Source organism: Agrobacterium sp. 10T429 (assembly GCF_056393925.1).
Window position 1 is genome coordinate 824,238 of record NZ_JBFTGV010000002.1, and the last position, 13,775, is coordinate 838,012.

General features: G+C 60.0%; 13 protein-coding genes. 11 read left to right on the top strand and 2 right to left on the bottom strand.

Annotated elements, in window-relative coordinates:
- Window positions 1-50: 50 nt before the first annotated feature.
- From AC1DCP_RS09035 to rarD, 10 genes are all read left to right on the top strand, one after another.
- Window positions 51-638, top strand: coding sequence for a CvpA family protein (locus tag AC1DCP_RS09035; protein WP_003512345.1), 588 nt, complete (start codon window positions 51-53; stop codon window positions 636-638).
- Between the two features lie 138 nt (window positions 639-776).
- Window positions 777-2,270 (top strand): amidophosphoribosyltransferase, encoded by a 1,494-nt coding sequence (gene purF / locus AC1DCP_RS09040; RefSeq protein ID WP_003512343.1) that lies wholly within the window; start codon window positions 777-779, stop codon window positions 2,268-2,270.
- A gap of 150 nt (window positions 2,271-2,420) precedes the next feature.
- Window positions 2,421-3,161, top strand: a complete 741-nt coding sequence (locus AC1DCP_RS09045) for an SDR family NAD(P)-dependent oxidoreductase (protein ID WP_019565381.1) — start codon at window positions 2,421-2,423, stop codon at window positions 3,159-3,161.
- A gap of 225 nt (window positions 3,162-3,386) precedes the next feature.
- Entirely contained in the window at window positions 3,387-4,772 is a 1,386-nt protein-coding gene (cysS, locus tag AC1DCP_RS09050; RefSeq protein WP_013635827.1) for a cysteine--tRNA ligase, read from the top strand.
- A 257-nt stretch (window positions 4,773-5,029) separates the two neighbouring features.
- Window positions 5,030-5,398, top strand: a complete 369-nt coding sequence (locus tag AC1DCP_RS09055) for an endonuclease domain-containing protein (RefSeq protein ID WP_075807490.1) — start codon at window positions 5,030-5,032, stop codon at window positions 5,396-5,398.
- Window positions 5,395-5,871 (top strand): GFA family protein, encoded by a 477-nt coding sequence (locus AC1DCP_RS09060; RefSeq protein WP_065661170.1) that lies wholly within the window; start codon window positions 5,395-5,397, stop codon window positions 5,869-5,871. The genes AC1DCP_RS09055 and AC1DCP_RS09060 overlap by 4 nt, the downstream gene beginning before the upstream one ends.
- Window positions 5,868-6,332, top strand: a complete 465-nt coding sequence (locus tag AC1DCP_RS09065; RefSeq protein WP_003512324.1) for a GFA family protein — start codon at window positions 5,868-5,870, stop codon at window positions 6,330-6,332. The genes AC1DCP_RS09060 and AC1DCP_RS09065 overlap by 4 nt, the downstream gene beginning before the upstream one ends.
- Window positions 6,329-6,808 (top strand): GFA family protein, encoded by a 480-nt coding sequence (locus AC1DCP_RS09070; protein ID WP_038490509.1) that lies wholly within the window; start codon window positions 6,329-6,331, stop codon window positions 6,806-6,808. Before AC1DCP_RS09065 ends, AC1DCP_RS09070 begins: the two co-directional genes overlap by 4 nt.
- A gap of 3 nt (window positions 6,809-6,811) precedes the next feature.
- Window positions 6,812-7,768: a prolyl aminopeptidase gene (gene pip / locus AC1DCP_RS09075; RefSeq protein ID WP_065688177.1), complete on the top strand. Its 957-nt coding sequence runs from the start codon at window positions 6,812-6,814 to the stop codon at window positions 7,766-7,768.
- Between the two features lie 215 nt (window positions 7,769-7,983).
- The gene (gene rarD, locus AC1DCP_RS09080) at window positions 7,984-8,892 is read left to right on the top strand and encodes an EamA family transporter RarD (RefSeq protein WP_003512314.1); all 909 of its coding nucleotides are present in this window, start codon (window positions 7,984-7,986) and stop codon (window positions 8,890-8,892) included.
- Window positions 8,893-8,949: 57 nt separating this feature from the next.
- Here the strand turns inward: rarD and AC1DCP_RS09085 are convergent, their stop codons facing one another.
- Both AC1DCP_RS09085 and AC1DCP_RS09090 read right to left on the bottom strand, forming a co-directional pair.
- The gene (locus tag AC1DCP_RS09085; protein WP_038490500.1) at window positions 8,950-10,710 is read right to left on the bottom strand and encodes a peptidoglycan D,D-transpeptidase FtsI family protein; all 1,761 of its coding nucleotides are present in this window, start codon (window positions 10,708-10,710) and stop codon (window positions 8,950-8,952) included.
- A 194-nt stretch (window positions 10,711-10,904) separates the two neighbouring features.
- Complete coding sequence (locus tag AC1DCP_RS09090) at window positions 10,905-11,525, bottom strand: LOG family protein (protein WP_065688176.1); 621 nt, start codon at window positions 11,523-11,525, stop codon at window positions 10,905-10,907.
- A gap of 156 nt (window positions 11,526-11,681) precedes the next feature.
- Between AC1DCP_RS09090 and AC1DCP_RS09095 the strand changes: the two genes are divergently transcribed.
- Window positions 11,682-13,685, top strand: a complete 2,004-nt coding sequence (locus AC1DCP_RS09095) for a LysM peptidoglycan-binding domain-containing protein (RefSeq protein ID WP_476774220.1) — start codon at window positions 11,682-11,684, stop codon at window positions 13,683-13,685.
- Window positions 13,686-13,775: the final 90 nt, after the last annotated feature.

A 13,775-nucleotide genomic window follows, 5' to 3' on the forward strand; every position in this document is an offset into this window, starting at 1 on the left:
CAATTGGCAAGGCAGCGCCTGACAGGGCGTCGCACCTCCGGAGTTGGTATATGCCCATTACAATTTTCGACGGCATCGTCATCGCCGTTGTTCTTTTCTCCGCCATTCTCGCGATGGTGCGCGGTTTTTCCCGCGAGATTCTGTCCATCGCGAGCTGGGCCGGTTCGGTCGCCGCCGCCTATTATCTTTTCCCGATCCTGCTGCCCTATGCACGCAACTATACCGATGACGACAAGATCGCCATCGCCGGTTCGGCAGGCGTCGTCTTCCTCATCTCCCTTGTCGTCATTTCCTTCATCACCTCGCGCATTGCCGATTTCATCATCGACAGCCGCATTGGTGCGCTGGATCGCACGCTGGGTTTCCTGTTCGGCGCAGCGCGCGGCATTCTCTTGCTGGTCGTCGCGGTTGCCTTTTGGAACTGGCTGGTGGATGTGAAGACGCAGCCGCAATGGGTAACCCAGGCCAAGTCCAAGCCTTTCCTCGACGGGCTGGTGGGCAAGCTGGAAGCGGTTCTGCCTGACGATATCGAGCCGCAGATCCGCGCCCGTATCCTCGGAAAACCGCAGGAACCGGCAGCCGCGCAGACGCCTGCGGAAGATGTACCGGCGACAAATCCGCCGGCAACGAATAATTGACACAGTGTCGCGCCTTGCAATGCATGCAAGGCGCGCTATTTGTGCTAAATATCAAGCACGACACAGACTGGCCGACCGGGAGACAAGCTCACCGGAGAGGTCTTTCGTTTTTCTCGGTAGAGAGCAAGGGCAAGCCGGATGATTGAGCCGCTTTCGCATTCCACTTTCAATGAAGAGATCGACGGCGACACGCTGCACGAAGAGTGCGGCGTGTTCGGCATTCTCGGCCACGCCGATGCCTCCGCCCTGACTGCACTGGGCCTGCATGCGCTTCAGCATCGCGGCCAGGAGGCAGCAGGCATCGTCTCCTTCGATGGCAAGCGCTTCCATCAGGAACGCCATATGGGCCTCGTCGGCGATCATTATACCGATCCGGCAACCCTTGCCCGCCTGCCCGGCTCCATCGCGATTGGCCATACCCGCTACTCCACAACAGGCGAAGTGGCGATGCGCAACGTGCAGCCACTGTTTGCCGAGCTGGAAGAAGGCGGCATTTCGATTGCCCATAACGGCAATTTCACCAATGGCCTGACGCTTCGCCGACAGATCATCGCCACCGGCGCCATCTGTCAGTCGACATCGGATACCGAAGTCGTGCTGCACCTCATCGCCCGTTCGCGTCACAGCTCCACTGCCGACCGTTTCATCGACGCCATCCGCCAGATGGAAGGCGGCTATTCGATGCTGGCGATGACCCGCACCAAGCTGATCGCAGCCCGCGACCCGATCGGCATCCGCCCGCTCGTCATGGGTGAGCTGGACGGCAAGCCGATCTTCTGCTCGGAGACCTGCGCTCTCGATATCATCGGCGCGAAATTCGTGCGTGACGTCGAAAACGGCGAAGTCATCATCTGTGAAATTCAGCCTGATGGTTCGATCACCATCGATGCGCGCAAGCCTTCGAAGCCGCAGCCGGAACGTCTCTGCCTGTTCGAATATGTTTATTTCGCCCGCCCCGATTCCGTCGTCGGCGGCCGCAACGTCTATACGACGCGCAAGAACATGGGCATGAACCTTGCCAAGGAAGCGCCGCTGGAAGCTGACGTTGTCGTTCCGGTTCCCGATGGCGGCACGCCGGCAGCGCTCGGTTTTGCGCAGGAAAGCGGTATTCCGTTCGAATATGGAATCATCCGCAACCACTATGTCGGCCGTACCTTCATCGAGCCGACGCAGCAGATTCGCGCTTTTGGCGTCAAGCTCAAGCACTCCGCCAACCGGGCGATGATTGAAGGCAAGCGCGTGGTGTTGGTGGATGATTCGATCGTGCGCGGCACGACTTCATTGAAGATCGTGCAGATGATCCGCGAAGCGGGCGCGAAAGAAGTGCATATCCGCGTTGCCAGCCCGATGATTTTCCATCCGGATTTCTACGGCATCGACACGCCTGATGCCGACAAGCTGCTCGCCAACCAATATGCCGATGTGGACGCCATGGCGAAATTCATTGGCGCCGATTCGCTTGCCTTCCTGTCGATCGACGGTCTTTACCGCGCCGTCGGTGGCGAGAACCGCAACAATGCGCGTCCGCAATTCACGGACCATTATTTCACCGGCGACTACCCTACCCGCCTTCTCGACCAGAACGGCGAGGCGATGGGCAGCAAGATTTCCGTGCTGGCCAGCAACGGCTGATAATCTTGAAATAACAAGCGGCCACCGGCTTCCGGTGGCCGCTTTTTTGTGGCGGGCGATTGAAACCGTGCCCGCTGCGGCGTTTTGATCGCTTGCGGTTGGCGTCAGGGGCTTCATAAAACAAGCGGAATGAATTTCGGAGGGGGCAAAATGACCATCAATCTCAAGGGCAGGATCGCGCTCGTCACCGGCGCGTCGCGCGGTATCGGCTATTTCACGGCGCTGGAACTTGCCAAGGCCGGTGCGCACGTCATTGCCTGCGCCCGCACGGTCGGCGGTCTCGAGGATCTGGACGACGCCATCAAGGCCGTCGGCGGCACCGCGACGCTGGTTCCCTTCGATCTCGCCGACATGAACGCCATCGATGCGCTGGGCGCCAATATCTTCGAGCGCTGGGGCAAGCTCGATATTCTGGTCGCGAATGCCGGTGTTCTCGGCGTCATCTCGCCGGTCGGCCATATCGAAGCGAAAGTCTTCGAAAGGGTCATGACCATCAATGTCACCGCTACATGGCGGCTGATCCGCTCTGTCGAACCGTTGCTCCTGCGATCGGATGCGGGGCGCGCGTTGATCCTGTCTTCGGGTGCTGCCCATAGCTGTCGTCCCTTCTGGGGCGTCTATTCCACCTCCAAGGCCGCCGTTGAGGCACTTGCCCGGACCTGGGCTGCGGAAACCGATAAAACCGCACTGCGCATCAACAGCATCAATCCCGGCGCGACACGCACCGCCATGCGCGCCCAGGCCATGCCCGGCGAAGACCCCGCAGACGTGCCACACCCTTCTGAAGTTGCCGCCGCCATTGTTCAACTCGCCTCGCCTGAGCTTACCGAAACCGGCAAGCTCTTCGTGGTGCGTGAAGGCAAATTCCTGGATTACCGCCAGCCGGAATAGGCTTTTGGTCAAGGCGGTCTCTTAAGGTGCTTCTGGCGCCTGCGAGAAACGCTTGACCGCGAAACACCGGCACGCCATAAGGCAAGGCATGAAAACAACGATCTGCACCTGCTGCTGAATAATTTTTGCTGGTTCACCACCGGCCAGATCGTTTTCGTCTCCCCGCAAGGTCCAACAGACAAACGGTCCGGCCAGGACAATTGACTGCCTTTAGGGAACGCCCGCATGTCCTTGCGCCTGAAACTCCACAACACCCTGACACGCGAAAAGACGGAATTTGCGCCGATCGACGCCGACAACGTGCGCATGTATGTCTGCGGACCAACGGTTTACGATTTCGCCCATATCGGCAATGCGCGCCCGGTCATCGTTTTCGATGTTCTTTACCGGCTGCTGCGCCACGTCTATGGCGAAAGCCATGTGACCTACGCCCGCAACATTACCGATCTCGACGACAAGATCAACGCAAGGGCGCTGCGCGACTATCCGCATCTGCCGCTGAATGACGCCATCCACGCGGTGACGAAAAAGACCGCCGACCAGTTCCATGAGGATGTGGCAGCACTCGGCTGCCTGCAGCCGACCGTTGAACCGCGCGCCACCGACTACATCGCCGAGATGATCGACATCATCGAGAAGCTGATCGCACGCGGCCATGCCTATGCGGCGGGCGGCGAAGTGCTGTTCGACACCCGCTCGATGGCCGATTACGGCCAGTTGTCCAAACGCCCGCTGGACGAACAGCAGGCCGGCGCGCGCGTGGCGGTGGAAGCACATAAGAAGACCCCCGGCGATTTCGTGCTGTGGAAACTTTCCTCTGATAATGAGCCCGGCTGGGAAAGCCCCTGGGGCCGCGGCCGTCCGGGCTGGCACATCGAATGCTCGGCCATGGCCGGTCGCTACCTCGGCGAAGTGTTCGACATTCACGGCGGCGGGCTCGATCTCATTTTCCCGCATCACGAGAACGAAATCGCGCAATCCCGCTGCGCCCACGGCACGCAGGTGATGGCCAATGTTTGGATGCATAATGGCTTCGTGCAGGTGGAAGGCCGCAAGATGTCGAAGTCCGAGGGCAACTTCGTGACCATCTATGAATTGCTGCACACCGAAAAATTCGGCGGCCGCCAATGGCCGGGCGAGGTTCTTCGCCTTGCCATGCTGATGACGCATTACCGCGAGCCAATCGATTTTTCGGTGAAGCGTCTCGAAGAGGCCGAACGTCTTCTCGCCAAGTGGCCGGCGGCCGAAGCCTCCGACGCGGCACCGGACGAAACCGTGCTTGATGCGCTTGCCGACGACCTGAACACCGTTGCCGCCGTGCAGGCGCTTCACGCGCTGGCACATGCCGCCAATACCGATCCTGCCCGCCTGCCCGCCTTTGCGGCCAGCGCCGCCCTGCTCGGCGTATTGCCGAAGAAAGCGGAAGTGGACGAGGCTATCGTTTCGGCAGTCGATGCCCTAGTGCAACTGCGTCTGGAAATGCTGAAGGCGAAGAACTTTGCAGAGGCGGATCGTTTGCGCGACGAGCTTTCTGAAAAGGGCATTCAGTTGAAGGATGGCAAGGATAAGGAAACCGGGGAACGGACGACGACCTGGGAGTTGAAGCGGTAATTTGCTGCTGCGGCTTGGGACTTACCTCCCTCTGCCCTGCCGGGCATCTCCCCCTCAAGGGGGAGATCAGATGCCGCGCGCTAGTGCGATAAGTCCCCGCGCATTCCATAGGTAGGGTGCTAGCCGCTTGTCGATCTCCCCCCTTGAGGGGGAGATGCCCGGCAGGGCAGAGGGTGGTGATGCCCCACGACAGGCCCTTGATTTCGTCCACACCATGCTACAATCTCGCGGCAACCGATCAAGTCGCGAGCATCCCGATGCCCCATGCCAAGGTCAGCCCCCGACATCGGAAACATGCTCGGCAGATGCGCAAGGTCATGACAGGCGCCGAACTCAAGTTCTGGAACGCCGTCCGTGCCCATCGTCTTGCAGGTCTGTCTTTCAGACGCCAGCTGCCTGTCGCAGGATACATCGTTGATTTCACCTGCCCGTCGCATAAGATCATTGTCGAGTTAGACAGGTTTCAGCATGCGGAAGATGCTGCGGCAGACTATGATCGGCAACGAACGGAGACGCTGGAGCAGTGTGGCTGGCGGGTTCTGCGTTTCTGGAACGAAGATGTTGTGAAAGACATCGACAATGTCTGTCTCCACATTATCCGGACGGTAAAGGAGAGCCAACCATGACCACCTACACCGGCGGATGCCAGTGCGGCGCGATCCGGTTCCGCGCGACCGGCGATCTCAAGGACAGTTCCATCTGTCATTGCCGCATGTGCCAGAAGGCTTTTGGGGCCTATTACGCGCCGCTGGTTTCGGTGCGCGGCGTCGATTTCGAATGGACGCGGGGGGAGCCGAAACGTTTTCAGTCCTCCAGCGTCGTCAAGCGCGGCTTCTGCCCCGAATGCGGCACGCCGCTGACCTATGAGGCGCCGGATGGCATGGCGGTTGCGGCCGGTGCTTTCGACGATCCCGCCGCCTTGCCGCCCACCATTCAGTGGGGCGTGGAACGCAAAATCGATTTCGTCGACAGCATCCACACGCTACCCGCCGTCCCAACGGAAGACGATCTGACCTCGGTCGACTATCTGACCAACCTCGTTTCCTACCAGCACCCCGACCATGACACCGAGAGCTGGCCCCCGGAGAATAAACGATGAGCGAAACAGGCTTTTCCGGCGGCTGCCAGTGCGGCGCCGTGCGGTTTCATGCGGGCAAGATCGGTCGCCCCTCCATTTGCCATTGTCGCATGTGCCAGAAGCATTTCGGCAATTTCTTCGGTGCACTCGTCACCGCCGATCAGGCGCATCTGACATGGACGCGCGGCCAGCCTTCCCTCTTCCGTTCATCTGCGAAAATCCATCGCGGCTTCTGCAACAAATGCGGCACGCCGCTGACCTATCATTATCCTGGCGGCGTAGAGATCGCGATCGGCGCTTTCGATCATCCGGAGCGGATCGAACCGCAGGTGCAGGTCAATATCCACAAGCGCATGCCCTGGATCGAGCAGCTGTTTTCAAAACCTGCAATCGAGCAGAGCGTCGATGAGGCTGATATCACCTCCTTCCAACACCCGGACCACGACACCAAGGTCTGGCCGCCGGAAGATGACCGCGCATGAACGGTTCAGAAAGCCTCAGCGGCGGATGCCAGTGTGGCGCCGTGCGTTACCGGATCGATGGCGGGTTGCGCTATCCGCATCTGTGTCATTGCCGCATGTGCCAGAAGGCATCGGGCAACTATTTCATGCCGCTTGCAGCAAGTACCCGCGCGAAGTTTGGAATGACCCGTGGCGAGGCTTCGTGGTTCCAGTCGTCCGATCACGTGCGGCGCGGTTTTTGCGAACGGTGCGGCACGCCGCTTTTCTATGACATGCCGGACGCCGATTTCATCAACATCACGCTTGGTTCGCTGGACGAGCCGGAGCTGATAAAGCCCGAGGCGCAATCAAATCTCGACAGCAAAATGCATTGGTTCGGTGACCTTGACGGCTTGCCGGTCGAGCCGGAAGCTGCGCCGGATGAAAACCGGCTACCGGTCAACAACCGGCAACACCCGGATCGTGACACGGCCGAATGGCCACCCGAAGGAAAGTAAGACATGACCGAAGAATTGCGCAGCTTTTACCCCGAGATCGAACCCTTCGAGAGCGGCATGCTCGATGTCGGCGATGGGCACACGATCTATTGGGAGCGGGTTGGTACACGCGGTGCGAAACCGGCGGTTTTCCTGCATGGCGGTCCGGGCGGCGGGGTAAATCCCACGCATCGCCGCGTTTTCGACCCGGCACTTTACGACGTCATCCTGTTCGATCAGCGCGGCTGCGGTCGCTCCACGCCGCATGCGGAACTGGAAGCCAACACCACCTGGCATCTGGTTGCCGACATTGAAAGGCTCCGTGCGCTGTGCGGCTTTGAAAAATGGCTGGTTTTCGGCGGCTCCTGGGGCTCGACGCTGGCACTCGCCTATGCCGAGACTCATCTCGAACGCGTGAGCGAACTGGTGCTGCGCGGCATCTACACGGTCACCAGGCCGGAACTGGACTGGTATTACCAGTTCGGCGTTTCTGAAATGTATCCCGATCGCTGGGAAAACTTCATAGCGCCAATTCCTGAAGCCGAGCGCGGCGAGATGATGCAGGCCTATAATCGCTATCTCACCGGTATGGACGAAGCCAAGAAACTCGAATGCGCGCGAGCATGGAGCCAGTGGGAAGGCGCAACCATCGCCCTTGTTACCGATCCGGCGCGCGTCGAGGATTTCGGCGAGGATAAATACGCCATCGCCTTCGCACGCATCGAGAACCACTTCTTCGTCAATGGCGGCTGGCTGGAGGAAGGGCAATTGCTGCGCGATGCCGGCAAGCTTCGCGATATTCCGGGCGTCATCGTGCACGGGCGTTACGATATGCCCTGCCCGCTGAAATATGCCTGGCAGCTTGCCAAGGCCTGGCCGAAGGCGGATTTCCATATTGTCGAGGCAGCCGGGCATGCCCTGAGCGAACCCGGTATTCTTGACCAGCTGATCCGCGCAACCGATCGTTTCGGGGGGAAATAGGCAGGCCTTTCAGATGCTTGAAGCGGCCTGATGAGACAATGATTCACGCAGATTTTCGTGCGTGGATCATCCCTCCGATCGCAAAGTCGCCTGTTTCAAGAGCAAATCGCCTTTTATTCATGCAGTTTTTCTCATGAACGCTTCACGGAAATGAATTGGCCCGCGCTACGCCGATCCGTTATGAAGGGCAATCCCTAATAATTGGCGGTACTCCCATGGCACTCGATAAAACGCTTCCGGCCCAAGAGGGCGGCGATAGCGCACGCGGTTTTGCTTTCGCGCTCTCCGCATATCTGCTGTGGGGATTCCTTCCCATCTACATGAAGGCGGTTGCGCATATTTCGCCGATAGAGGTCATCGTGCACCGCGTCATCTGGTCAGTGCCGATCGGCGCCGCCGTCCTCATCGCTCTCGGTCGCACGGCGGAAATCCGCACTGCGCTGAAAACCCCTAAAATGCTCGCCATGGCAAGCCTCACGGCCGCGCTCATCAGCATCAACTGGGGCATCTATATCTGGGCGATCGGCGCGGGCCGCGCACTCGATGCCGCGCTCGGCTATTTTATCAATCCGCTGTTCAGCATCTTCCTCGGCGCGGTACTGCTCAAGGAAAAGCTTTATCCGGCGCAGATCGCCGCCATCGGCCTCGTGGGGCTGGCCGTTGCGATCCTCACCTGGCATGCGGGCAGCCTGCCATGGGTTTCCATTGCGCTCACCGTGTCCTGGGGTTTTTACGCCTTCTTCCGCAAGACGCTGCCAATCGGCGCCACGCAGGGCTTCCTGCTTGAAGTCATGCTTCTTTCCGTTCCGGCCGTGCTGGTGCTGGCCTGGCTTGCCATTAGCGGACAGGCGCATTTCATGGCCGGCAATGCGACCGACACCTGGCTGCTTGCGGCCAGCGGCATCGTCACCGCCGTTCCGCTTATTCTTTACGGCAATGGTGCAAAGCTTCTGCGGCTGTCGACTATCGGTATCATGCAATATATCGCTCCGACGATGATCTTCCTCATCGCCATCTTCATCTTCAAGGAACCGTTCGACATGGTGCGGATGGCGGCCTTTGCAATGATCTGGGTGGCGCTGGCGATCTATACCGCATCTAGCCTGATGCGGCTGAAGCGATAACCTTCCGCGTCATGCCAGCTCTCCACATTCCCGTATCTGTAACGGGAATGTGGGTCTTCAATAATCGACCAGCAATTGCGGTGTCGCGTCATAACCGAAGCGCGGTTTGACGCCGAGAAGTCCAGCCGTCTGGGTGATGATTTCACGGGTCATGGGTGCGGCCGTCGAGGCAGCCGTGCGTCCTCCGTTCACGCCGGTCCTGGGCGCGTCGATCATCGTCAGCACGACATATTTCGGCTTGTGCATCGGAAAACCGGCAACGAAGGCGTTGAAATTGATATCCTTGGCATAACGGCCATTGATGACCTTGTCGGCGGTTCCGGTCTTGCCGCCAACGTGAAATCCTTCCACCTGCGCACCCCTGCCCGACCCTTTGATGCCGTTCCAGTTGAAAAGGTAACGCATATCGGCGCTCGTCTTTCCGTTGATGACGGTGCGGGAAAGCACTGCCGCATCCTCTCGGGAACGCGGCAGGAAGGTCGGCGAAATAAGGCTGCCGCCATTGATGAGAGCAGCTGCTGCAACCGCCGTCTGCAAAGGCGTAGTGGCAACGCCATGGCCGAAGGAAATGGTGACGGAATTGATCTTCTTCCATGTTCTCGGCTGGGTGGGCGTGGCAACGCCAGGCATTTCCGTATCCATTCTGGAAAGAAGTCCCAGTTTCGTCAGGAACTGCTGGTGGCCTTCGACCCCGACCTTGTCGGCAACAGCCGCCGTGCCGATATTCGATGAATATTGAAACACTTCCGGGATCGACAGCGGGCGGTTCCGACCCTTGAAATCCTTGATGGTGAAGCCGCCCATGCGGATGGGCCGCGACGCGTCAACCACCGAGTTGAGCGTTATGGCACCTGCATCCAGTCCCATGGCAAGTGTGAAGCTCTTGAAGGTGGATCCCATCTCGAAGGTCGCATTGCTCATGCGGTTGAACCAGCCCTTTTCATACTCCCTGTCGATGCTGCCATCGGCAAGGGTGCGGGAAGGCTCGTTCGGGTCGTAATCCGGCACCGATGCCATGGCTAGCACCTCGCCCGTCTCCACATCCAGTATCACTGAACCGGCAGCCTCCGCCTGATAGGCGGTTTTCGCCTTGAGCACGACCTCACGAACGATGTTCTGCACCCGCAGATCGATCGACAACCTCACCGGCTCCAGCGGTGCACCGCTGGCAAGGCCGGTCGCGCGCAAGTCGGCCAGTCCCTGCTGGTCGAGATAACGTTCCATACCCGCAAGGCCCTGATTGTCGACATTGACGTGGCCGATGATATGCGAGGCTGCGGGGCCACCCGGATAAAAGCGCCGTTTCTCCGGCCGGAAACCGATGCCGGGGATGCCGAGGTTGAGAATATCGGCCTGCTGGCGCGGCGTCAGCTGGCGCCGCAGCCATTGAAAGCCGGTGTCCGAGCGCAATCTGCGGTGCGTCTCGCGCCAGTCGAGATTGGGGATGACGGTTGCGAGCTTCTCGACAACCTCATCCGCGTCCACGACCCGGCGCGGATCCGCATAAAGCGACACCATGTTGAGATCGGTCGCGAGCAGCGTGCCGTTGCGGTCGAGGATATCGGGACGGGAGGCGACTGCTGTAGCGCCGGTATTGATCCATGCGGTCGCAATGGGTTCGGCAAGGCCGTATTGGACAAGCCGTGCTGCAACGACGCCATAGATAACGGCAAAGACGGCGATCAATATTCCGAGCCGCTTTTTCGCGTCCACCCGGCGGCGGGCAGCGGAACCGAGGATCGCATCCCTGCCCTGAAACGGACTTCTCTGAATAATAAAATGCGTCCGGCTTTTCAGCCGCACCAAAAAAGCAATCATTCCCCAATGAGCCCCGCTATCATGGCGGCGAAAATCAAATTCCGCGCTCAGCCTACGCCTTGTAGACGCTGGCACAGGATCGGGCGCGGAGCCATGAAAACAGCGGGCGGTGCGATGCGGCAGTCAAATCTCTATTAATATACACTTAAAATTGTAACGAACCGCGAGGCGGCTCGTTAACAGTTATTCGATGCCTAGAGACGGGAAATTACCGAAGGGTCGCCGTCCGGGTTCTGCTGCGCAAGCGCCCGGTCGATGATGGCGGGCACGATGTCCTTGACCTCATCGATGACCAGCGGGTTCAGAAGATGGGCGCGATGGATGAAACCCTGATCGCGCATGTGCTGCACGAGTTCCAGCATCGGGTTCCAGAAGCCGTTGATATTGGCGAAGACAATCGGCTTGGCGTGACGGCCGAGCTGCGCCCACGTCATGATTTCGACGATCTCTTCCAGCGTGCCGACGCCCCCCGGCAGCGTTACGAAAGCATCCGAGCGCTCAAACATCATATGTTTGCGCTCATGCATGTCCTTGGTGACGATAAGCTCGTTCAATTGTCCGAGAGAATGGCGTGTAGCCTCCATATCGACCAGAAATTCCGGTATGATACCCGTTACTTCGCCGCCGTTGGAAAGAACGCCGCTGGCGACCGCGCCCATGATGCCCTTGGTGCCACCGCCATAGACCAGGCGAATGCCGTTTTCGGCAATGGATTTCCCAAGCGCGCGGCCTGCTTCCATGTGAGCCGGGTCACGTCCGGGCTGGGAGCCGCAATAAACGCAGATGGATCGAATCGCTGTATTTTTGTCCGTCATGATGGGAAGGAACTATGCCGGATGCGACACGTCAAGAAAATTTGGGAAATCCCTTGCAAATATGGCCTTTTACGGCCACGCCGCTTGTCTGGGGCAAGGTAAGACGCTAGCAATCTCAACTCGTGTAAAAAGCTTACAATACCCGGAGATTCCAGGATGAAAAACAATAAAGCCGGTTTGCTGGCACTGATCGTGCTGGGCATCGCGTCCCTGCTCATGATCTTTTTCGTCCTGCCTAGAATTTCCAATGACGGCAAACCCATCGGCGATGCCATCAACGAAGCGGGCAACGCGGTGAAGAACAGCGTTGAAATGGGCAGCGACAAGGCGGGCGACATCCTGTCCGACGCCGCTCAGGAGACCGCCAATATCGCCGACAAGGTCGGGCGCCTCGCGGCTTCCGCAACCCAGTCGATCAAGGATCTGACCACGCTTTTCGCCGACAGCAAGGTTCCGTCCGACGCCGACTTTGCGGCAGCACGCAAGAAGGTCGAGGCATCGCTCAAGGAACTGACCAATATCGAAATTCCCGAGACGCTCGATGAAACGACGTCGCGCCTCATCACCACGGCGCGCACTGCGGCCGAACGCACCACCGCTTTCCTGCGCGGTCTGCCGGATAGTGCAGCGGCGGCGGCGGCGCAGGTTCGCCGTCTGGCGGGCGTCTTCACCGGCACCGACGATGGTGCTGCACAGCAGACCCAACCCGCCGCTCCTGCCGCCGATGCAGCGCAGTCCACATCGGGCGCACCGACCTTTGACGTGCTTCGCGTCGAGCCCGATGGTTCGGCTGTGGTCGCAGGCAAGGCACAGCCCGGCTCCAAGCTTGAAATTCTCAGCAACGGCAAGGTGATCGCGCAGACGACCATCGACGGATCAGGCGATTTCGCCGCCGTTTTTGACAATCCCCTGCCACCGGGCGACCATGAGCTGGTGCTGCGCTCGACCGACGCCAGCGGCAAGGCAACGCAATCCGAAGAAGTCGCAACCGTTTCCGTGCCCAACGGCAAGGCGGGCGAACTCTTGGCAATGGTGTCCAAGCCCGGTGAAGCAAGCCGCGTGCTGGCAATGCCGGAGGCGGCACCTTCAGCACTCCAGCCCCCGCAAGCCGCGCAACCGGGCCAGTCGGCAACAGCTGCCGCCACCACGACGCCCGCGCCTGCCGCTGGTACCCCGGCTCCGTCCGCTGCCGMCGCTCCGTTGACTTCGACCGTTCAGGTAACCGCCGTCGAATTCGAAGGCTCGAAGATTTTCGTTGCGGGTTCCGCGCCTGCCGCTTCGAGCGTGCGCGCGCTGGTCGATGACAAGGAAATCGGCAAAAGCACCACGGAGGCCTCCGGCCATTTCGTCATTGAAGGCAATGTCGATCTTTCCGTCGGCAGCCATATCATCACTGTCGAAGAGCTGAATGCCGATGGCACGGTGAAGGTGCGCGTGCGCGTTCCTTTCGAGCGCCCGCAGACCGACCAGGCAACCGTCGCCATGCAGGCACCGTCCGCAACGCCATCCGCCGCCACGACGACCGCGCCCGCTGAAAACCAGAGCACGGCAAGCGACCGCGCTGCCTTCGAAAAGCTGCGCACGGATGTCGCCAAGGCCTTCGGCATTCTGTCCAATCTCTACAAGGATCAGGCCACACCGGCGCTCGACCAGGCCATTGCCGGCCGCTCCGCCGTGGTGATCGGCCTCAAGTCGCTCTCCGAGTTCCGCACTGCCGCCGGCACCGAGCCGTCCTTTACCGCCTTTGCCGGCGATATCGCCGCTAAGGCACGTCAGCTGCTGACATCGGTAGAGGCATGGCCGAACGACGTTGCCGGGATCGGCAAGGGCATCGCCACGCTGGCAAGCCGCCTTGCCGACCTCCACATCATCGCGCCGCCCGCACCTGCACCGCAGGCGCCCGCCGGTCCGCAGACGTTCGAGCAGCCGCCACTTGCCGAAAGCCAGAACAGCGTCATCATCCGCCGCGGCGATACGCTGTGGCAGATTTCCCGTCGCGTTTACGGACAGGGCGTGCGTTACACCACGATCTACCTCGCCAACGAGGATCAGATCAAAAATCCTGACCTGATCGAGCCCGGCCAGATTTTCGGTGTGCCGGAGAAGGCACTGCCGAATGCGGAAGAACTTCATCGCAAGCGTCTGAAGAGCGGTTCCTGATCGTTCAAGACATTGCGGTGACCCAGCAACAACCCTACCTGTGACAAGCACGGCGGCTTTCCAGAGCCGCCGCCCTGCTGTCGGCTTCCG

What these genes read in the sequence shown, in the direction of transcription:
- AC1DCP_RS09035 (WP_003512345.1), top strand. Translation starts at nt 51, where the DNA reads ATGCCCATTACAATTTTCGACGGCATCGTCATCGCCGTTGTTCTTTTC.
- AC1DCP_RS09070 (WP_038490509.1), top strand. Translation starts at nt 6,329, where the DNA reads ATGAACGGTTCAGAAAGCCTCAGCGGCGGATGCCAGTGTGGCGCCGTG.
- AC1DCP_RS09045 (WP_019565381.1), top strand. Translation starts at nt 2,421, where the DNA reads ATGACCATCAATCTCAAGGGCAGGATCGCGCTCGTCACCGGCGCGTCG.
- AC1DCP_RS09060 (WP_065661170.1), top strand. Translation starts at nt 5,395, where the DNA reads ATGACCACCTACACCGGCGGATGCCAGTGCGGCGCGATCCGGTTCCGC.
- pip (WP_065688177.1), top strand. Translation starts at nt 6,812, where the DNA reads ATGACCGAAGAATTGCGCAGCTTTTACCCCGAGATCGAACCCTTCGAG.
- AC1DCP_RS09090 (WP_065688176.1), bottom strand. Translation starts at nt 11,525, where the DNA reads ATGACGGACAAAAATACAGCGATTCGATCCATCTGCGTTTATTGCGGC.
- rarD (WP_003512314.1), top strand. Translation starts at nt 7,984, where the DNA reads ATGGCACTCGATAAAACGCTTCCGGCCCAAGAGGGCGGCGATAGCGCA.
- AC1DCP_RS09065 (WP_003512324.1), top strand. Translation starts at nt 5,868, where the DNA reads ATGAGCGAAACAGGCTTTTCCGGCGGCTGCCAGTGCGGCGCCGTGCGG.
- cysS (WP_013635827.1), top strand. Translation starts at nt 3,387, where the DNA reads ATGTCCTTGCGCCTGAAACTCCACAACACCCTGACACGCGAAAAGACG.
- purF (WP_003512343.1), top strand. Translation starts at nt 777, where the DNA reads ATGATTGAGCCGCTTTCGCATTCCACTTTCAATGAAGAGATCGACGGC.
- AC1DCP_RS09055 (WP_075807490.1), top strand. Translation starts at nt 5,030, where the DNA reads ATGCCCCATGCCAAGGTCAGCCCCCGACATCGGAAACATGCTCGGCAG.
- AC1DCP_RS09085 (WP_038490500.1), bottom strand. Translation starts at nt 10,710, where the DNA reads ATGATTGCTTTTTTGGTGCGGCTGAAAAGCCGGACGCATTTTATTATT.